The organism is Agrobacterium sp. B1(2019), from assembly GCF_008274755.1.
Classification (GTDB): Bacteria; Pseudomonadota; Alphaproteobacteria; order Rhizobiales; family Rhizobiaceae; genus Agrobacterium; species Agrobacterium salinitolerans.
Map to the genome: position 1 here is coordinate 627,681 of NZ_VTPB01000001.1, position 20,982 is coordinate 648,662.

Genomic DNA, 20,982 nt, shown 5'->3' on the forward strand with positions numbered 1-20,982 from the left:
AACGGTGACTTCGTTAGGAGTCTGGAAAGCATACCGAAAAATTAGCAAAAGCTAATCGACCCGTCCTGGTACTGGTCGCTTGCTTGCGCGCGGAATGCAACCGGCAATTTGATACCAATTGTAAACAACTGAAATTTAGGTCTGGATGTGTGGATCCGGGACAGGGCGAACGTATGCGCAAAAAAGGTCAGGATATCAAAGGAAGAAGCCGCCCCGCGGACAACGCGCAGCTGGAGTTCTCGGACGTTGTCAACGAACAGATGTCGTCGGAAGTTCTCGTAGAAGATGCACCGATTTTTGGGAGGGAGGTTCAGTCTGTTCCCTCTGATCGGAACGACATTGGTTCAGCCGACCTCGCTCCGACGCGAACACTCACCCGGGCTTCGCTCGATCTCCAGCCTGGGCTTCCCAGCCTCGTGCCGGAGACGGGCGACATGCATGAACCCTTCGCCAGAGAAGCGTCACGATGCGACATCACTGCCTCTCTGGACAACAATGAAGAACGAGCTTCATCGGGGCACGGCGTGGAACCGTATGGCGACCTGCTCATACGTTTTCCTTCACTTGCCCCTCATCAGAACTATCGGCCAACAACGACGAAAGGTAAGTTGGTTGCTTACCTCAACGAGTGTCTGCGTGTGGGGCGGATCCCTCGCTCCAAACGTGACACGACGCAAATCAGTCGCGTCTTCTTCGCTCAGAAGGTGGGTGTAACCCACGGAATGCTCACCCAATCGAAAGACATCCTCAAAGCCTACGAGGCTGTATTGGAGCATGTCGAGCCGGTGTCGTCATTGCCGGACGCGCCAAAGTTCGGAGCGGATCCCGAGCACGGCGAGCCGATGGACGACGCGGCACGCTATGTCGTTTCACTGTACCCTGAGCTTCTGAAGCACCAGCATTACGCAGTCGACAGTACCGCGAGAGCGATTGTTCGGATCCTGAACCTGCAGATTGTGAGCGGTGGGCTGGAGCGGAGCAGGGGCGGAAAAATCAGTCGTCGGGCAATTACGAGTCAGCTTGGGCTGAGCAGCACAGCAACTGTGCCTTATTTGCCTATTCTGGTTGACTACGAAGATGCCGTTGGCGGCAAAGAGTCTGTTCACGAAGCCAATATTCCCGCCATGCGCTCTTGGCTGGAAGAGCAGTTCAATGCTGGAACACTCGAAATACGAGATGGCAAAGTCAGCCGTAAGCAATTTACCGATCACTTTGGTCTGCCGCAAAACACGACGATCTTTCTTCGATACCCGAGAATTGCGGCCGTTATGGAGGAGGTGGACGACCGCATTAAGTCCACGGGATACGTTCCCGGCCCGACACGAGAGAGGCTTGGGGCCCTCGAAGCGATACTTGCTGACGATCCTCCGGTCAGCAAAGATGGCCGTTCGATACACCGAAAAGAAGTCGCGAAACTCATTGGAATTCCCGAAGGAAACCTCAGACGCTTCCCTTTTGCAGAGCGCCTGCGTGACGCCGACCTTGGTATAGTCAAGAGCCTGGAGGAGGATCCACTAACTGCCTTTGCGGGCGGCCGGATATTCAAGTTCCGATGCCTCGTTGAGCAAGGTTGGCCGGAAACGTATGCTATCCGGGCCAAAACCTGCTTCGAACGCTTGTACCGGACTAAGAAGAAAGAGGAGGCCAAAACCTGTTTTGCGGGCTTGATCGAACTGTTTGCGTTCTTGGCTGGCAACGGCTCGCAATACTGCCGGTCTCTGTTCCACGGTCTGGGTAACGGAGTTCGTCCAAATTCCTTGCGCCGCGAGTTCACGATGGCCGCACAGGAGTATCGAGAACACCTCAGAGCAGCGAACGAAAACACGGACACATGTAATGCCAAGATTAGCGTCACGAACGGCATTATCCGTAAGCTGAGCGCCGACTCCATTCTCCCATCGCTTACGCTGTACCTGATCCAATATAGAAGCGATAAGAAAAACCACGGCAAGACTGTTGCCGAAGCAGTCGAAAGCGAAGACGGAAAGCGCTCGAAGCCTCACGTAGACGACTATCTGATGTTTGCGACGTCAATGCTCAAGCAGGCGGCCGAGCTTCGACAAATCGAATTGAGTAGCCTTGACCAAAGCGATTTTAACAAGGTTCTTCGCGAGGAGCTTGAGAGGGAGCAATTTACGGCGGCTGATAATCCGGCCACGTTGATCCTGCGTATATTGGATCGCCGTCTTACCCTTATTAGGAACGCCGCATGGGCAATGGTGCAGGAGGGCCAGCGGCTTCTGGAGCACGGGCAGGAATTGCTCGAGCGGGGGAGAGACCCTGGGGAATTGTTCGATGTCATCGTTCGAAAGGGAAAGATTAGCGAACCCGTTCGGGTGAGGCTGTTGCATGAGCATTTCCCCGACGGGCATGACTGTGACCAAGGCATTGCAAACCTCTTGAGGGTCGTGGCCGACCGGTATAACTGGATTTATCCGTCCAACAAGGATGGACGTTCCGAGGGGCAATTTTTCCAGAAGAGGGCCCTGAAGTATGGCGGAGCGAAAACGTTACAGGCCTACCTGATCCCTTCGCAGGATACGATGGCCGCGGTTCTCACACTGTACCTCCTGGAATCCGGCAGCAACGTCTCCGTCGGTCGTACGCTTTATTTCGATTGCATTGAAACGACCGAGGAGCCGCATCATTCCAAAGTGACGGGCTACAAGGCTCGTGCAGGCGGCAAACCGATTTTCGCTGTCATGGAGGATCAGTGCGAGGCGGTGAAGGCCATGAAGTGGCTCCAAGAGGCCGTGGGCCGAATCCCTGAATTGGATCCAGAGACCAGAAAGCAGCTTTTCATCTCCCGTGGCGTTGGTGAAGAGATCAAGCTCATCGAAGAGTTTACGTATCGCGCGGCGTTCAAGCGGCTGATCGAGACGATCCCGGAGCTGGCAAACCTAACGCTTACCCCGAACATGATCAGACCGTCCGTCCTGCTGAAGGCAGCCTTGGAGGCTGGCGGTCTTACGAGGCTATCGAGGGCGATGGGGCAGCAGAGCTCGCATGTGCACGAGGGCTACGTCAACAAGTATCCGATGAGGTTTTTGCGCGATACCGAGATCCACCATTTCCTGCATGCGCTTGAGACCGCCGTCGTCAGCGGTATTGAGAACGCCCACGAGATACTGGGTGTTGACGTCGAAGGCATGGCTCGCCGTATCGAATCCGTCATGAAGACGGGTCTGGGCACGCTGTGCAAGAACCAGAAAGGTCGCCCGGGCAACGATGGCGCAGTGTGCACTTCGATTGACTGCTGGAATGATTGTCCGCAGTTGATTGTCATCGCCAAGAAGGAAGAGATCGCAATTCTGCAAATCTGGCAGCATTCCCTGCGATTGGTCGAAGGAGATTGGATCCGTGATCAACCGGAGCGGTGGGAGAGTGTATGGCTTCCTTGGTTGTGCTTCGTTGACGCCGTTGAGGTGAAGATGCGCAGCACGTTTGGCCCTGTATGGAAAGCGGCTACGGCTATCTCCGAAAAAATTATTGCGAACCCGAATTTCCAACCGATGAGGCTTTTCTGATGCCGGTACAACTGATAGCGAAACCTCTTGGCAAACGTCACCAGGCAGTGGACCCGAAAGACCGCCGACGCGCCTGGCTGAGCGCTTACGAGGACACAAAGTGGGTGCTAAGCGACACACCGGGTTGTGGAAGCGACGAAAAAACAGTCGATTTCGACGTCCGGATGGCGGATGGACGGTCGCTCATCTATCACACTGAACTCTACAATAGTACGAAAGAGCTGCTCTTCTGGATTCGCGCTGGAAATTACACGCGCTTTGACGATGCTTCCCGACATAAGCAGTACGCTGAATCGATGCTGAGGCTTTGCTACGGTCTCACGTCGAGAGGTTTCTATTCCTTCGCGGCCCTGACCTCTATCGACATCGATATCATTTGTGAAGAAGCCGCATTTGGCGTCGACGGGCTTACCGGCGCATCGGCATTGGTTAGGAAAATGCTGGGGCAGTATCACAGCTGGGAAGACGTGCCTCGCGAGCTGCGAACGCAGGACGCTTTTCACGAGGCGGATGTCATTCTCAATCTCAACCTGCCCCCGAAATGGGCCCTGCCGGAGGTCCGCTCCGAAATCGAAGCAGCAACCGCGCGTATCAACGGAAAGACCATCGTTTCGCTCGCTGCGCTTAAAGACGAGCCGATCACAAACCAGAACGTTCAGCTTGTCACAATGCTGTTCGAGGGGCTCTTCGCTTTGCGCGATTTCATCGAAGCGACGTCAATTTCGTTTCGACCGTTTCCGGAAGGAGCGGCGCAGCGTGCATTCAACTTGGGCCGGGGCACTACCAGAACACCTGTTCCGCCCCCGGAACTTGCCATGCGCCTCCTGGAAAACACTACACGCTACCTGGTGGATCATGTTGACCACGTCGTTAAGTCCTATCATGACGCTCTTAGTTCGCGGGGAACTGAGGGATGGTATGCGCGAGCGTTGGAGGTCGGCACACAGGTGCGAAGCATCGTCACTGCAGCCTACATCCTGATCGCAGCCTTCACCGCTCGTCGCGCAGAAGAGATAAAAATGCTTCGACGCGATTGCATCGCTGGCAATGACAGCGACGGCTGGTGGATGAAAGTCTACATCGAAAAGACCGAACGCCAGTGGACCTGGATCCCGGTGCCAGGCCTCGTGGCTCGCGCGTTCAACGCGGTTCGTTCTCTCACTCCTGATGGTGAGGTCGATCCGGATGCTGACTTGTTTCAGTTCCACGACATCGCGCAAAACAAGGTTGTCAATCTGTATCCCGAGAACCTTTTGGATACTTTCGCGGAATCGATTGGTGCGCGCGAGTATGCTAACGACAACACGAAGAAAACCCAGACGTGGACTTGGGTCACCAGACAATTCCGCCGCTTGTTCGCTGTCATCTTCTTCTATCGCTACAGGGGCAAGATCAAGACGCTCGCCCATCATCTTCGCCATTTCGATTCTAGGATGACGAACGACTACGTCACGTTGGATCCCGACATTCACAAGCTCTGGGACCAGGAGGTCTGGCACCATCAGATCGAGATCGCCAGGGAAATTGTTGATGGCCGCGTCACCTATAAGGGTCCAATGGGCAAGCGTCTGACCACGTTGGTCAAGCGTCTGCGTGAAAAGTTCTCTTCTCAGGTCAAGGTTGTCAGCGAGGCTGCGGGGGCAGCCTTAATGCGCCATCTTCAAATATCTGAAGGGGCTGTGGTCCGGCAGATCAGGAAAAACCAGCTCGTTTTGACCCCGAAGCTCTGGGTGACTTGCTCGTGCCCGCGTAACCGTAAGGGCTGCGAAAAGGCGGCCTGTCGGAAGGCGGCTGGGTACAATGACAATGATGTCGGACCGGACTTCGCCGCGGCCGGGCCGACCGTTTGCCCAGAATGCCCGTTCGCCCTTATCGGCCCCGAGAACATTGCCTATATCGAAGAACAAGCGCAGGCGATGTCCGCCAGTGCCCAGGCATCCGCAGAGTACGGCAATTCGATCTTCGCGTCGTTGCAGGCCGCGAATGTCGTCAAAATCACGGGGTTCTTGGAGGACCTCAAGGCCGCGTGACAGGCGCGGCCTGCAAGGCGTGGAGGGTAGGGAGCAATATAGATGTCCAAGATGCCGGAATTCGAGAAGATCAAGGCTCTTTTCACGACCTGGGTCGAGACGGGTGTACCGAACGGAATCGAGTACCCGAAGACGCAGAGTGCTGCCGTTGGATGGAAGTGCGAGCAGTTCGGCATCAGTGGTGTCGGGACGAAGACGTATTTCAACACGCGAAGCCCTGAATACGGGAAAATTGTTCAGGAGATCAAAGCTCTGATCGCCCAGCTCAAACCCCAGGCGGAGGTCCGGAAGCTTTCCCGAAAGCAAGCGAATGTTCCCGCACCAGTCCCGGCCCCGGAAAACAAGCGTGTATATGTTCCTCAGGCGACCCGGACCTACAGAGCGCAAAGCCAAGCCAAGGAGTTTGAAGCTGAACTAATAGCTACCGTCACCCAGCTTCAACAAACCCGGGAAGCGCTTGTGTCCTTGGAGCTGAGTTTGAAAATAGAGCGGCAAACCACTGAAAGGCTGAGAGCCGAGAAGGCGAAGCTTGAGCAGGATAACGCGCAGCTCACCCGCTTGCTCGCGGCGAAAACCGGCGTCCTTCACGTGGTCGAATGATCGATGGATATCGAGTTGAACCCATTCGACATCGCTCGCGACGCGCCCACGCCTACCAAGGACAAAGGGTTCGACGAGAAGCTCCCTGCGTCCAATCAGGCGCGGAGTAAGACACTACTCGGCCGTCTGAATGAGCTCCTCCGCACGTGCGATCCGGCCAATGTTCCCTCCTATAAAGGCCGATTTTCACGCATTTGGTTTGCGGAAAGGATCCATTGCTCCGCATCGACGCTAACGACCAGTGTTCGGCTCCGAAAGGCCCTGAATGTCTGGGAAGAGAAGCATCGTAAGAAGATGGTTCCGACGGAACGTCGGACGTACGATGATACGAACGTCGTCCTACTCGGCCGAAAGTCGACAGGGCGTATCGTGCGCGTTCCCGTGACGATTTCCCAAGCCCTCAGCGCACAGACGAAAACTGTTCCGACGCTCGTTTGGGAAGACGGGATGGATGAGTGGGTTGCGGATTATGCACGACATCTCACCTTTCGCGTAAAGAATGGCACCTCCAGCGTCGAAGAAACCGTCAAGAAGCTCCGGCAATTCCGCCGGTTTCAACGTACTCACGGCGTTCAATACCATCAAGTCGATGATGACTTTCTGCTTGCCTTTCAGGGTGCATTGGAGAGCGACGGTCGATCCACGACGAAGCGCCGTGACGAGGTTCTCTCCGCGGTCCACGACTTTTTCAAATGGGCCGATGGCAGGGGCCTGCTGACAAATCATGTCCAGACAGCGCCCAAGGGCGAATATAGTGATCTGCCGGATGATTATGTGTTCCCTATATCCAGTGAGCAGGTATCGGTATCCGGGCGGCACGGTCAAGCGTACCTGAAGTGGGTGTCGACGCTCGCGGGCGGAGCCGAGCACAGCACCTATGGTGCTCGACATACTCCGACTTCCTCCGAAGTGCTTGAGCTGGGGGAGATTGTCGAAACCCACGGGCGTCACAAGGTTCGCAACAGGCTGATCATGGACTGGGCGCTACTCACCGGCGCTCGCGTAAGCGAAATCGTCCAGATCCGCGAGAGCGATCTGCCGCCATTCGATGATATCAGCGCTTTCTTCTCGGATGACGGCAGTCCCAAGATGTTCGAAGTCTGGGTCGAGCGTAAGAACCGTGGCCGAAGCATGTTGCGTGTTCCCGACGATCTCGCGCTCCGTACGGCGGAGTACATTGCTTGTGATCCGGAGCGGCTCGCCATCGTCAACAGTGGTCTGGGTGGGACCCGTCGCAACGACAACTTCGTGTTTCTCTCCGAACGGACAGGCGAAGCGCTAGTCACGGATAGCATTACCCGCATTTTTAGAACATTTTTCAAGAAGGCTGGCATCAAGAAGGCCAACATCCATCGCTTGCGGGCAAAATTCATCACCGAGAAGATCGAGATGCAACTGGACAGGTTGCAGGAAGGTGGAGTTTACGTCGATCCGACTTCGAATTGGGAAGAGACTGTCCTTGTGATGGCTGCGAAGGATATGGGCCACTTACATCCGGTTTCGCTCATGCCCTATCTGCACGACATTCTGCAGAAGCGCCAAACCAAGGACGGGGAACTCGAAGTCCGCTCGGCCGAGTCTCGGGCCCAATCGCTTAAAAGCTTCGTCAATCAGATGCAGTCTCGCCTTGAGACCCATGCGGGGTTGGCCGAGGTTGCCAGGTTGCTGGAAGGGGAAAAAGTCTCGGAGGCCATAGACCTATTGGGAGATGTGCAGGACCAACTGCGTGAACTCATTGGTATTCGAACGTAGTTTCTGCCGGTTCCAGTTGACGGTATCTGGCCATGTGCCTGCTGTGAATACGATGTTCCTAATACCCTGGTTCCCGCTGGCCACCGCCCTGGTATTACGGCTGGTGACGGGCCGTGGAGGGCAGGGGGCGATTCATAAATGTACTAGGCAACGTCTTTTTTTGCTTGCCGATGCCGCCTATTTACCTGAGCATTATACCCAGTGAAGTCCATATGAACGCTCCTCATGCCGCGTAAGGTTTTCGAAGCCAGCCTATTTCATCTTTCACCCTTTGCCGTCGAGTGGTTACTCCGGAGCGATAAGTTCAAAATGGACTTTGCGTGTGCTCCATTCGAAGGCGGTCTGTTAATCCAGTGCGAGACACGATCATCTTCGAAAGTGCCTGATAACGGGACGCCCGAAGTCGACCTCGTGCTTGGTCAATCGTTATCTGGAGCAACACACTTGTTTTTCCATGAGGGCGGTGCCGTGCTTCACTTACCTACGCACGACAAGCAAACCGTGCTTTCAACCTATAAGACGCCACCATTTTCTAAGAATTGCGATGACAGCGACTTCGCAAGAAGTGGGTACGAGGCCCTTTTGGACGAGTCTGAGTTCACTGCGGCGACACCAGAAGAATTCACGACAATGATCATGGATTGCGATCAGCGGCTCCGCCAGCGATCCATATACAGCGCAGACCTCGAAATCGAGGATGACATCGAGTTCGCGTACAATCTCGCGTGTGGCGTGGAGTATGTGAAGCTGGAGTCAAACCAGAACTGGGTCCGATGCGACATTGCGATGAAAGAGCTCGCCCAGGCGGTTGATGTCTACATTCGGGCGTTTGACCGGCTATACAGCCAAGAAAATAGGTACCTGGACGGTCTAATACTTGCCGCGAAGTCAAGGATTTTCCGTAGCTTGAGAGTAGAGGACGATTGGCGAAGGAGGCCTGTGATGTGACGGGCAAATCGGCCATATCGCGGGACTTGCGCGCCGCGATCTCGACGCTCCTCGTGAACTGTGATCGCCTGCGGCAGCAACTGCAAATCGCAATAGCGTACGTGAGCGGAGGCTTCACGCGTGGCTGGAGGCCAGATGGCGAACGGCAAGATTTGACGCCAGCGCAGACTGTCCGGGGAGGGGAACAGGAACCTTACCGCATACTTTTTAAAGCACTATGCCTGCGGTCGGTGGATGTCTCGCTTGGTGCGGGGTCGCAGTTTTCTGCGCATTAGACAGCTAAGGGCAGGGTTTGGGTCAGAGCTATGGTGGCGACAGTAGCGGATGCTATCGACTAGATGCGGCACGGCCCGAGGCGGTTGGGAGACCGTGAGTCTTGTAGCGGTGTACTCTTGGTGCTCGCCACGGCTGGTGCAGTTGGCACTGCTCAAAGGTGCCGGGCTCGCTGGAGCGAACGGAAATTGACCCTACCAAAACGCCCTGATAGGTTGAGCCGAAAAACGGGGCTAGGGCTGGATGTATGCCGACTTGTAGTATTTTGCAGATTGGCGATATCCATTACCCGGTCTACAAAAATGAAGCCGATGTCGACAATAAGCTCGACACTGGATCGATGGTGCTGAACGGGGTCGGTGTAAATCGCATCGCGAGCGCAATCAAATATATCGGCAACCTTTCGAAGTCAGTCCATATCGATTTTGCGGCATTTGTCGGCGACTTCACGGATGCGGGCAATCAGGAGGAATTCGTCAACTCACTTGAATATTTCTCGACGGCGTTCAAGTCGCTGGGGATACCGGCATACGGCGTGCCAGGTAATCACGACCTGGAATGGCCGCAAATCCTCAACAAGGAGCATAACAAGTTCGCTGCTTTCCAAGCGATAGCTGGCAAATACTCGGGATCGATCGAGCTCTCTTTTGACAATCATAAGGCTTATGAATGCGCCGCGGGGGCCGGAGCGGTCGCTCTCTATGCTTTCAATTCATGTCTTGGCTGCTCTGATATTTGGAAGATGAGCCGCATGTACGAGGTGGATCTCGAAAGCCACCTCAACTCGCTGAACGGGCCTGACCTCTTTTCGCGGTTTGACGCCCCATACATCGATCAAGACTCTATTTCGTCGGTGTGTCACGACATCAGATCCAATCCGCATGTGACACCGATTATTCTTGCCCATCACAACATATTTCCGCAGCGGACACCCCGGATAGCCATCTTCCCGGAAATGCTCAACGCCGGATACGTCAGGAACGAGTTGAAGCAGCTCGGGCGGCCGATCGTCTACCTTCATGGACATATCCACGACTCTCTCGTGGAATCGCTTCTCGCGGACGACAGCGACGATGGACAGATCAGCATTGTTGCTATTTCTGCCCCGCTTCTCCGCGACGGTTTCAACCACGTCCAGCTGTTCACGTCCGATGATAATGTCCCGCTGGGAGTCCAGATTGACGAATACCGGTTCGAAACCGTGGGAATTACCGGGCCGAAGCGTCGGAAGATTCGCTTTTACGGTCCGGAAAAGCGCGACCGCCTCATCGATGAGACTGGGAAAGACATTATCTCTCTGGTCAAATCTCAGAGCAGTAGTCGGTTCTCAGAACTTTCAGATAAATTTTCCGCTCACAAGATCTTGGAGCTGGAATTCGCCGGGCATCTGATGATCGATCGGACGCTGGAGTTCAACGACAAAACCTGGCGGGTAAGTTGCCGATGATTTCCAATTTCCTAAATCCGTTTCGACCCGTCAAATTCGAGGATGAGGGCTCCCCCCTCATATACGTCTCTGATCAGGCGATGCAGCAATTTACTGCGGGTAATTACTTTTTCACGGGCAAAAGGGGCTGCGGGAAAACCTCAATCCTAAAAATCTCGGATACGCTCTTTCAAAACGAGAATAAACATCTTCGTCAGTCATCGAATATTGATAAATATCAAACAACATTCGGCGTCTATATAAATCTGAATAATCGTTCAAAGCCCAATTTTTTTACGATGAGGGATAATAAGGCAAACAGAAAATACCTTGTAACTAAAGAATCCAAACAGGAGCTTACGACCTATTACCTTGAGCTGATCATTCTCCATAAGGTTGTCGAACACTGCGTGGCATTACGAGACGCAGTGGTTTTCGAAGTCGATGACGACTGTGAGCGGGGGATCGCTAGTAGCGTGTGCCGGGAATACGGGGTAGGGCAGGCCAAAAACCTCGATCATCTTGTGTACGAGATAGAGCACGTTCTGGTCGAGATGCTGGAATTCGCAAGGTGCATCCGCGACGACTTGCCGTCGTTCAAGACGCGGCATGAGAACAAATTCCATTCGGTCATGGGTCAAGTTCTCCGCGCGCTGAGGGGCCACAATGAGCACTTGAACCAGATCCGCATTTTGATTGATGACTGCGAAACCTTCTCGCCGGAGTTCCAAGCCGCTCTTAACACCCTGATCCGCACGCCACGCGGAGAGCCCGTGGCCTGGTCAATCGCATATGTCGATGGCCGTTACCGGGCAGCGGAAACGACCATTGACGGCCAGGCGCTAGCCCGAGAGGAGCGGACGATTGTGTATCTCGACGGCCTTGATGCCGCGGATTACGAGAAGTTTTGCACTGAGGTCACGCGACTACGCGTCAAGCGCGCTTTTCCGGATGTCGCCGATTTCAGCATCAAAGACAAGCTTTCGGCTTTTGAGATCGATGAACTCTGTACCGAGAGCTTTTCTGATACCACCAACAAGCGCGCTGTCACCTTCCTCAAGGACTTTCAAAACCGTCAGAACCCGTCGCGTAAGATGTGGGAATTTTTTCTTGAACGGTCCGGCATTGATGACGTTCGCTCCAACGACGCGCTCCGCAAGAAGGCCTTGGCCTCCTACATTTGCATCTGCGCGAAGTACCGAGTTCCCATGTATTACGCGGGTTTCAAAACCGTCGTCGGTCTAAGTGACGGATGCATTCGAGATTTCCTGGAGGTATTGGGATCGCTGTACGAGCAGGTGACGCACAGCTATTCCGATCCGCAACGTTTTCTGCAGCGTGATGTCTACGACATCCGCGAGCAAGATCGCGGTTGCCGGGAAGCTGCGACAAGGAAGCTTCAATCCATCAGCGATTATGCCGAAAAGAACGGGTACTACCTGGCTAAGCTAATTCCGTTTCTAGGTCACTTAGTCAAAGAGTTTCAGCACGATTACAAATACCTGTCGGCCCTCAAGAGCCCGGATCGTGCAGTTTTCAGCATCGAGATGGGACGAAACGACCGGTACATTGAACTCATCAGGGATGCTGAGGTTGACGGATATGTGCGAAGAGTTGATCTCGGGGCGAAACAGGGGGTCTACTGTTTTCGTCTGCACAGGCAGTTTGCCCCAAACTTCGATATCGCTTATCGCGAGCCGTCAGACGGCTTGATCCCGATCCCTACCTTTTTCCTTCATCAGATTAATGATCGTGAGGTGGACAATCCCTCAGCGTGGGCCAGGCACGTCTTCGAAAGCTGGCTTCGAAAGCGCCAAAACCCTGCGCAGGCAGATCTGCTGGAAGACGAGGAGGACGAGCGTTGAAATACCGTTTCGAGACCTTCAGCGATAAGTCCCCGTCGGAGTTGGCACAACTCGTCACGGCGGATGTTGCGATCGTAGCAGCCAGTTGGGAGAACCGCAGTAAGACGGCACTGTCTGTGCTCGAAAACGTCGATCTGAAGCGTCTCATCGTCGTGCGATTCAGCAATGCCGGAAAGACAGGCGTTTCTGGCAATATCCGGCACCAGTACAAAGCGTTCTGCAAAGAGCGGAAAATCGAACATAGAGAAATTGTCTTCAACTCGGTCACGGATGACTATGGCTCTCTAGTCGAGGTGTCGAAAGAGATCGATGCTGCCATAGGAAATGCCAAACGCCTGATTCTTGACATTACATCAGCGCCCCGTCTCCTGTGGTGCTCCCTGGTCGCCCTGTGGGATAAAAAGAACTTCGTCAGGACAATAACATTTCTGTACGCGAGGCCGAACTATGCCTTCAAGGAGACACCCGACCGCAAGCTCGTTTTTGATTACACAGACGGCGACTGGCAGCTAACGGAGCCCGCTTTCCTTCCGCCCGTGTTCAAGGGCGGATTGGCGAAGACGAACTTCATATCGATCGGGTATGAATACGATCAGATCAAAAAGTTCCTGTACAGGTTCGAAGCCGACAACAACGTGTTTGTCTACTCAAGTCCAGGTTTTCGCGAAAAATACACCGAACTCGCGTTGGAGACGGTCGGCAAGATCAAGAACGTATTTGAGGTCCCAGAATCCAAGTTCATGCCTTATCCGGTGCAAGACTTTATTGGTTTGCAGCGCGCACTCAGTTCGCGGATCTCCGCAGTAAGCGATCTGCCCGGGGCGAGCGTGCTGCTGGTATGCGCGGGCAGCAAAATTCATAGTCTCGCGTTCCTGTTCTGCGCCTTGGAGAACCCCGCAGTTGGCCTGAGAGTCCGTGTACCTCAGCGCTACAACGAAGTATCCACTGAATGGACAGCAGGGATCGAGGCTATCACCGCCGAGAACATTTTCTCTCCCCTTTGACGGTGGGCGTCACGTTCTGTTTGGCTAGATATTGACGACAAAACCCACCTGGAAACCATTTTTCTCTCGCTCGTATGGATATCCGCGCGGGTTGCAGACGATCCGGGTACAGCCCTCGTAATAGTCGACGAAGCGATGGATATGGCCATGGACCCATAGGTCGGGCTTTCCATTCTGGATCGTCGGCGTGAGGTCCGACGCGAATGCCGCGTTGGTCTCTTGCGCATGAAACTTCGGATCCAGTGACCTTGGCGATGGCGCATGGTGCGTGAGCACGACTGTCGTGCCGTGAAATGGCTTCGCGAGTTGCGCCTCTATGAATGCTCGGCAGGTAACGGGGCGAGTGATCAGCTCTCGGGGCATCAGCAATCCCGGCATACCGGTTTCGTGCCAGTCGGCACGGAATATCTCGCGGAAGTCCACCATGTATCGTTTGCAGACATCAATCGCCATCTCTCGACGATCCAACAACGAAACTTCTTTGATGCCCCATTCGATCTCGATCTGTCCATAGCGTTGCACCGACAACGCGCACGTCTCCGAAGACTTTCGTTTCGCTTTCCAGGACCGAAATCCGTGTTCCTTCGGTAAGGTTCCTAGCAGTAGCAAGGGCGTTGTCGATAGTGTTACCGTAGCAATCATGATTGCCCAATACCATGACCAAGGGCATGATCGGCTCGACCCGCGTCACGAGGAAGTCGAGTTACATCTGGATGAAACCAGCGACGTCGCCAGCACATAGGCAAATATCGGCATCTGGGATTTCAATCGAGTTCGCAGGCAAACGCTCCGCGTGGGCGACGTGCAGGTCACTGACGATCCAAGCTTTAAAAAAAAGCACCTATTGTCATGGGATAGGAATCAGAGAGAGTCGGGAACGAAACACGGCATGGCGACTGCGTCACGCCGTGCTCCCCATCGTCGGAGACGCCGCAGACGGACGTCATCGGAATAGACCTGGCCAATGCTAAATGTAGCACAGTGCGATGTCGCCGGTGAGAACTTCAGCGAGGATGGTCCGGCGGTCAAGCAGCCACGGTCTCTTCAACTGGCTCGAAAGCCCACAGCGTGGACTCGTAGAAAATGAAATCGTTTGGATACCGGATCGATTTGTGCCCCTTACGCCGGATCTCGATGTTGACGACTTCACCATCCGGTCTGATCTCGACGCTGACCTGATCTTCCTCCTCAACTTGATTTTCTCTAACGAACTCGTGGATCCGTCCGAAAAACTGCAGCGCGCTCCCCTGGTCACTATCGAAATGCTTCTCCAGCGTTGCGGCTATCCATGCGAGACCCCATCCTTCTTCGACACGACCATCAGCGTAGGTGCAGTAGTGATGCACGTCCTCGAACAGACGTGCCGATTGAATGTTCACCGTCGACCGAACTAACTCGCTCATTCTTTCTGTTCCTCAATTCCGGCATGTAAGTGTTTGATAGATATTCAAAAAAGCACTGCGTGGTCGGCTCGCCGTAGGAGCACCGAGCCGTCGGGCCCAGGCCAACTTAGTGAGCGGCGTCTGACGCTTCAAGTCGGGCCCCGATCATAGCCTGAGATGTCAGGGCCCGCAAAGAACGGCTCAACGTGATATCGTTTTTTCCGTATTCGATAGGCCGCGATCGGGCGAATGTACGCCACGATCGAGCCAAGCATACTGTCGTTCAATGAACGATTCTGAACGACTGCCGCTCCTGTGCGCGACCTCCATCGCGTGTGATTTCGTGCATTCGAACGAGTTCGGCGACGGAGCGGGCTTTCATCTTCCGGACCATTTTGCCGCGGTGCACCTTCACCATAATTTCGCTGACTCCGAGATTGTAGGCAATCTGCTTATTCATCAGCCCGCTGGTCACGGCTTCAAAAACCTCCGTTTCCCTTGGTGTGAGGGTCGCGAGCCTCGAAAGAATTGCTCGGCGCGCCGACACGGCCGCAAACCGCTCCGCGTCTTTCTTAAGCGCGTAATTCACTGCGTTGAGAATTTCGCCGCGATCGAGTGGCTGGAGGAGGAAGTCAACTGCGCCAGCCTTCATGGCCCTGACGCTTTTCTGAACATCGTTGTCCTGGCTGATGAAGATCACTGGCAGATTGATGTCCAGCTGGCAGAGCCGATCATGGAAGTCGAGGCCACACCCGGTAGGAAGGCTGCTTCCAAGGACGATGCACCCGCGAGCGTCCTCGGCGACCGATGCCAGAAAATCACGCGGATCGTCAAAAGCCTGTGCCTCCAGTCCGTAGTCGGTAAAGAGACGCAAAAGTGAGAGCCGGGTTTGGGGGGTGCCGTCGATGATGAACGCGGTCGCCTCGCCGAAGATGTCGAACCCTTCGGTTGTCGTCGCGATTTGCAGTTCCATGGCGTTATTCTCCGAGTTGTGAATGTGTTTCGGTAGCCTCTGAACTTTGGTAGACATCGGCGCGCCGAGCGAGTTCAGATGTGTTCTGATTTGCGAAGTAATGTTGGTGTTCGGTCGTGCTGGAAGTGCCGATGGTTGACCTGTGGCTCGCTAAAAGTTGCCGATTGTTGGTGGTGCGGGACGAGGAGGGCGGGGGTGACAGAGCGCTACTGACACGATGGCGTCCCCGACACCGGGATCGCGCGGCTGATACGAAAAGGCGGTAACGGCGCGTCTTTGTATGTTTCCGAGCCAACGTCCCGTAGGTTGTAACCGCATCGACCTTGATTTTACCCGGAAACGCCAAGCGGCGAGCAGGTGGATATCTCTGCTCGCCGCTCAGGTACTCACGAGAGTGGTTAAGCCCTACGCTTACATCATCGTAGGCTTACAATCACTTGCGGATGACTATTCTCACAGAGCCTTGCGCAATATGATCAACTGGTCGATCTGCTCGTTGTGAAGGGTAACGTAGAACAGCAGGACGAGTGGCTCGGGAAGGCCGTATCCTTCGAAACTTCCCTTAACCTCGGCTGTGAGAATTACACCAGTGGGCCGTTGCCGGACATCCGACACCGAGATGTTCATGTTCATTCCGATGACGTCTCGCCTGCTCCAGTCCTCGATGGAACATTTTCCTTCAAACTCTTCGAATTGGTCGTTCACGACCGCGCTTTCCGCGAATTGCTCCAACATTAAGACGACGTCGCTGTTGTTCACAGCCTGAAGGAATACTACGACCGCCGGGGGCAGTGAGCAAGAAGTGGCTGGTTCACACCGCACTTCGGAAAGTTGCGAATTCATTGATCGTGGCTCCTCGGAAACAATTTGCCTGGATCATACCCGGGGAAGGGGCGGCTGGCATGTTAAGAACCGTTGGTTTCCGTTAAGAGCTGAATGAACCGGATGCCATGATCACGTCTGTGCACCCTTTCTGTCTTCCGTCGGTGTCAGAAGATAGCGATGGCATAGGCACAAGCTGCCGCCATACGGGCATTTATGGAGACCGAAAACACTGAAAGGTCCGCTGAACCCGTTTATTTCTCTGGGATTTCGTTCGGAAAAACATGACTCACAATGGCTTTGATCCATTCTGCGTCGATCGGAGCATAGGGTATCAACATCCTGTAGTAGAATGCGCCGAACAGCAAATCGAGGATGACTTCCCCCCTTTCGCGGCCCAGACCCGCCGCCATCATTGCTTTCAAACCCTCTTCCCGACGGGGGCGTATCCAGCTCTCCCAGAAAGCTTGACGTAGCTCGGTATTGGACTGAGCCGCTCCTATCAGATGGCACAGGAGCTCCCTACGCTTGCTATCGAGAGCAGAGGCGAGATCTATCAGCGCGTAGACCAGGGTCTGGCGCAGCGTTTCGCCGTGCCGATAGGCGATCAGAGGATGGAGGTCCGCAAGAAAAGCGTCCATGACAAGATGTGGGGCGCTGGGCCAGCGCCGATACAGGGTTGTCTTTGCGACCCCTGACTGTAAAGCGACGCCTTCCATCGTGACTTTTTCCGCGCCTAGTTCCCGCGCCAGGCGTAATGCCGCGTCGCGTGCTTTTTCGCTGATTTCCTCCCTGCGCGGTCGGCCTGCTTGTTTAGTCTCTCCCACAGCTACCCTCGTCAGATACATCTGAACCCACTTTATAGGTATTCAACGGTTTCGCAACGGGGCGTATCGATTTCATATTGCACCGCTACGTATCGTATCGTATTATATCAACATATCATGCATGGAGACCATGAGTATGATCGGACAATCCGTCGTCAAATGGGATGCCTATGACAAAGCGCGTGGCGCATTTCGCTATCCCTCAGATTTATCTCTGCCGGGCATGCTTCACGTCAAGGTTCTACGAAGTCCTCGGCCGCACGCGCGGTTGGCTGCAATCGAAGTGAAGGATGCGCTTTCTTCGACAGGAGTGGCTTGTGTCCTTACCGGACGCGACATTCCGGGCATCAACAGGTTTGGTCTCGTGACGCCTGATCAGCCGGTGCTGTGTGAAGAAATTGTTCGTTTCTGTGGAGACGCAATTGCGATCGTTGCGGCCGAGACTGAAGCACAGGCGCGGTCAGCACTTTCTAAGATCGAGGTGAAATATGTCGATCTCCCACCACTATTCGATCCTCGCAGGGCGCTCGATGATGATGCGCCTCATATTCATGAAGGCGGAAATCTCTGTTCGGAGCTGCGCCTTGGATTCGGGGATGCTCCAACAATACTGGCCGCTTCGGCGAATGTGGTGAAAATTGCCTACGCTACTGGCCGCCAGGAACATGCCTATCTGGAAACAGAGGCAGGCATCGCATTCTACGACGAACAGGGCCGGGTCTGTATCATATGCGGGGGACAGAACCCTTTTGCGGACAGGTCACAGTTGGCAATGATCCTAGATCTGCCGGAGGATCGGATTTGGGTGAAGCACCCGCCCATGGGCGGTGCGTTCGGAGGAAAGGAGGATCTCAATGTCCAAGCAGTTCTCGCGCTTGTCTTGACGCACACAGGTCGTCCGGCTCGCATGGCCTACGATAGGAGCGAAAGTATCGCGTTTTCGGTGAAGCGCCATCGATTCGAAGTTGAAGTGGAGGTTGGGGCCGACGCTGCTGGCAATCTCACCGCTTTCCGGGCTGATATCCTGGTGGACACCGGAGCATACCGTACTCTCGGACCCAGCGTTCTGACACTTGCTGCTGAACATGCGTCGGGCCCCTATAGGTTCGCCGCCTCGGAGATAAGCGGACGGGTCGTGCATACGAATAATGGGAACGCATCCGCTTTTCGCGGATTCGGTAATCCGCAGGTCATCCTCGGCATAGAGCAGGCGATGGACGAGTTGGCCGGAAAACTTGAGTGGGACCCGCTCGAGTTTCGTTGCCACAATCTCTTGAAGAAGGGTGACCGTGCAGGCGCAGGCCATATCGTCACCGCGGACGTGAGCCTACATGCGTTGGCCAAACGAGCACGCGAAAGCGTTCTTCGTACCCCGCCAAAGACCAACGGAAGTGTCTGGCGCGCAACCGGATTTGCATTTGTATGGCAGGGTTTTGGTCTTGGGCCGGGTGTCGAGCTAGGTTCAACGGTTTCCATCCGGCGGGACAAGAACGGCGGCTTTACTCTCGACTGCTCCGCCCCCGATCTGGGTGAAGGCAATTTAACGGCGTTCATGCAGATCGCCGCCGACACGCTCGGATGCTCGTTGAAGGCGGTGCGGTTGAAAAATGGTTCGACCGACGAGATGAACGCTTGGTCTACCAACGCCTCGAGATCCGTTGCGGTGACTGGAAGTGCGGTGTTGCTGGCTGCACGTGCCGTGCGGAAACGGATCGACGCGGGCGAGAACGGGGAGATCGAAGAAACGGCCCATTACTCGCCTGACTTGCGTCAGCGTCTTGTTATCGGAGCGCCGCACATCGACTACGCCTATGGCGTCCAGTTGGTGCGCATTGCACTCGATACGGTCACAGGAGCAGTAACGGTTGAGGAGGCGGAGACATATCTCGATCCCGGCCGGGTGGTCAATCCCGATGGTGTCAGCGGGCAGGTCGAGGGTGGCTTCGCACAAGGTCTGGGCTTCGCGCTATTCGAAGAACTTACGCTTCAGGACGGAATGGTGCTGAACGACCGGCTTTCAAGTTACATCATTCCAACGATCCGAGACGTGTCCCCGAAATTGCGCACGTTTCTACACAGTACGCCGAGCCACTCTAATCCGCTTGGAGTACGTGGTATCGCCGAGGTTGGTTTGACACCCGTAGCTGCGGCCATTGCGAACGCTTTGGCCTCTCTAACCGGTCGGCGTTTCGATGTGTTTCCCATCCGTGCCGAAACTCTCCTTCCTTTCGCGAAAGGAGAGCGGCCATGACAATGTTTACTGTTAATGGCGTCGTTCATGAAACGCGCGAAGGCAATCAAACTTTATTGGAGGTGCTACGAAACGAGCTTGGTCTTAGCGGTGCCAAACTTGGCTGCGGCGAAGGAGAGTGCGGGGCTTGCACGGTACTGCTCGATGGAAAGCCTATATGCGCCTGTCTTCAGTTGGCATCGTCGACCAAAGGACGCGATGTCCGAACAGTGGAGTTTGTGGCTGAAACCGAAATTGGCCGAGAGGTGGTACGTGCGATGGTCACAGCTGGCGCGGTCCAGTGCGGATTTTGCACGCCCGGAATCGTTGTCGCCGCGTCAGGGCAGGTGGCACTCGGTTTGCCTGACAGTTTGGATGCCGCTCTTGAAGGTAATCTCTGTCGCTGCACCGGCTATGCCAAGATTCGCCAAGCGCTTGAGACGGTCGCGATCGAACGGAAGACGCCCCCCCAGGTGGTTACCGCCAGGCGCGACTTGCAGCTTAGTTACGCACTTTCCCGATTAGCCGCCGATTCCGGCATTATACCTATTGCCGGTGGAACCGACCTCTTGGTTCGGCACGAGCATGATCTTGTTGATAAAAGGTTTCTCGACCTTACTAGACTTGATGACCCCGGTCTGGCCGTCATTCGGTGTTCCGATCAGGGATTGGATATCGGTCCGCTCGTCACGTGGACCGATATCCTTTGCAACGAAGACGTGATGCGGGAAGCGCCGTTGCTCGTCGAAGTCGCGCGCACTGTCGCCAGCGCCCAAGTTCGCAACGTGGGTACACTAGCTGGGAATATCGCGACGGCCTCTCCCGCAGGTGATGGTCTGGTCGCGCTGAGTGCGCTGGGCGCAGAATTGGAAATTTCCCATCAAGCGTATCAGCGCCGCGAGTCCCTTGCTGACTTTGTCACCGGGCCCGGCCGCACGTCGCTTCGCCGAGGGGAGTTGATCACGGGAATCATGATTTCGCGTCAGCCTCGTGGTGCGGACGTTCGCCAGTTCTTCCGGAAGGTTGGACCCAGACGTGCTCAGGCCATCTCCAAAGTCTCTTTGGGAATGGTGATAAAAATACAAAATGGCGTCATCCAGTACCTGCGACTGTCCTTCGGTGCTGTTGGACCGACACCGAGGATGTGTCCGACAACCACGAGCTTTCTTTTGGGCAAGGCCATTAACCAAGCCAACCTCGAACGCGCGAGCGAATTTCTCGTCAAAGAGATTTCTCCGATCAACGATCACCGCTCGACTGAAATCTATAGACGCGAAGTGGCAGTCCGGCTGCTTTCAGACGCTTTGCTGCAATTTGCGTGAA

Annotated in this window: 15 protein-coding genes; 10 read left to right on the forward strand and 5 right to left on the reverse strand. The window is 54.9% G+C overall.

Features of this window, described 5'->3' with window-relative positions; translation table 11 throughout:
* Positions 1–173 precede the first annotated feature (173 nt).
* The 8 genes from AGR1_RS03040 (at position 174) to AGR1_RS03075 (ending at position 13,425) form a co-directional block, all read left to right on the forward strand.
* A complete protein-coding gene (locus tag AGR1_RS03040; protein WP_149146142.1) occupies positions 174–3,527 on the forward strand; it encodes a hypothetical protein in 3,354 nt (1,117 codons plus the stop codon).
* Positions 3,527–5,557, forward strand: a complete 2,031-nt coding sequence (locus AGR1_RS03045) for a hypothetical protein (protein WP_149146143.1) — start codon at positions 3,527–3,529, stop codon at positions 5,555–5,557. The genes AGR1_RS03040 and AGR1_RS03045 overlap by 1 nt, the downstream gene beginning before the upstream one ends.
* Positions 5,558–5,599: 42 nt before the next feature.
* A complete protein-coding gene (locus AGR1_RS03050) occupies positions 5,600–6,157 on the forward strand; it encodes a hypothetical protein (RefSeq protein ID WP_108081451.1) in 558 nt (185 codons plus the stop codon).
* Positions 6,158–6,160: 3 nt separating this feature from the next.
* Positions 6,161–7,909, forward strand: coding sequence for a tyrosine-type recombinase/integrase (locus AGR1_RS03055; RefSeq protein WP_149146144.1), 1,749 nt, complete (start codon positions 6,161–6,163; stop codon positions 7,907–7,909).
* Positions 7,910–8,134: 225 nt separating this feature from the next.
* The gene (locus tag AGR1_RS03060) at positions 8,135–8,857 is read left to right on the forward strand and encodes a hypothetical protein (protein WP_149146145.1); all 723 of its coding nucleotides are present in this window, start codon (positions 8,135–8,137) and stop codon (positions 8,855–8,857) included.
* A 520-nt stretch (positions 8,858–9,377) separates the two neighbouring features.
* Entirely contained in the window at positions 9,378–10,577 is a 1,200-nt protein-coding gene (locus tag AGR1_RS03065; protein WP_149146146.1) for a metallophosphoesterase, read from the forward strand.
* Positions 10,574–12,421, forward strand: coding sequence for a hypothetical protein (locus AGR1_RS03070; protein ID WP_149146147.1), 1,848 nt, complete (start codon positions 10,574–10,576; stop codon positions 12,419–12,421). The genes AGR1_RS03065 and AGR1_RS03070 overlap by 4 nt, the downstream gene beginning before the upstream one ends.
* Positions 12,418–13,425: a hypothetical protein gene (locus tag AGR1_RS03075; RefSeq protein ID WP_108081456.1), complete on the forward strand. Its 1,008-nt coding sequence runs from the start codon at positions 12,418–12,420 to the stop codon at positions 13,423–13,425. The genes AGR1_RS03070 and AGR1_RS03075 overlap by 4 nt, the downstream gene beginning before the upstream one ends.
* 24 nt (positions 13,426–13,449) lie before the next feature.
* On the opposite strand, the gene AGR1_RS29835 is transcribed toward AGR1_RS03075, so the two are convergent.
* The 5 genes from AGR1_RS29835 to AGR1_RS03100 form a co-directional block, all read right to left on the reverse strand.
* Positions 13,450–13,953 carry a hypothetical protein gene (locus AGR1_RS29835; protein ID WP_246669622.1) on the reverse strand — a complete coding sequence of 168 codons (504 nt, stop codon included), beginning with the start codon at positions 13,951–13,953 and terminating at the stop codon, positions 13,450–13,452.
* Between the two features lie 497 nt (positions 13,954–14,450).
* Positions 14,451–14,828 carry a hypothetical protein gene (locus AGR1_RS03085; protein ID WP_108081457.1) on the reverse strand — a complete coding sequence of 126 codons (378 nt, stop codon included), beginning with the start codon at positions 14,826–14,828 and terminating at the stop codon, positions 14,451–14,453.
* 262 nt (positions 14,829–15,090) lie between these two features.
* Positions 15,091–15,780, reverse strand: coding sequence for a LuxR C-terminal-related transcriptional regulator (locus AGR1_RS03090; RefSeq protein WP_158273744.1), 690 nt, complete (start codon positions 15,778–15,780; stop codon positions 15,091–15,093).
* Between the two features lie 453 nt (positions 15,781–16,233).
* A complete protein-coding gene (locus tag AGR1_RS03095; protein ID WP_146175665.1) occupies positions 16,234–16,485 on the reverse strand; it encodes a hypothetical protein in 252 nt (83 codons plus the stop codon).
* 371 nt (positions 16,486–16,856) lie between these two features.
* Positions 16,857–17,429 carry a TetR/AcrR family transcriptional regulator gene (locus AGR1_RS03100; protein WP_210248731.1) on the reverse strand — a complete coding sequence of 191 codons (573 nt, stop codon included), beginning with the start codon at positions 17,427–17,429 and terminating at the stop codon, positions 16,857–16,859.
* 136 nt (positions 17,430–17,565) lie between these two features.
* Between AGR1_RS03100 and AGR1_RS03105 the strand changes: the two genes are divergently transcribed.
* A complete protein-coding gene (locus tag AGR1_RS03105) occupies positions 17,566–19,680 on the forward strand; it encodes a molybdopterin cofactor-binding domain-containing protein (protein WP_187772029.1) in 2,115 nt (704 codons plus the stop codon).
* Positions 19,677–20,981: an FAD binding domain-containing protein gene (locus tag AGR1_RS03110; protein ID WP_108082174.1), complete on the forward strand. Its 1,305-nt coding sequence runs from the start codon at positions 19,677–19,679 to the stop codon at positions 20,979–20,981. Before AGR1_RS03105 ends, AGR1_RS03110 begins: the two co-directional genes overlap by 4 nt.
* Position 20,982: the final 1 nt, after the last annotated feature.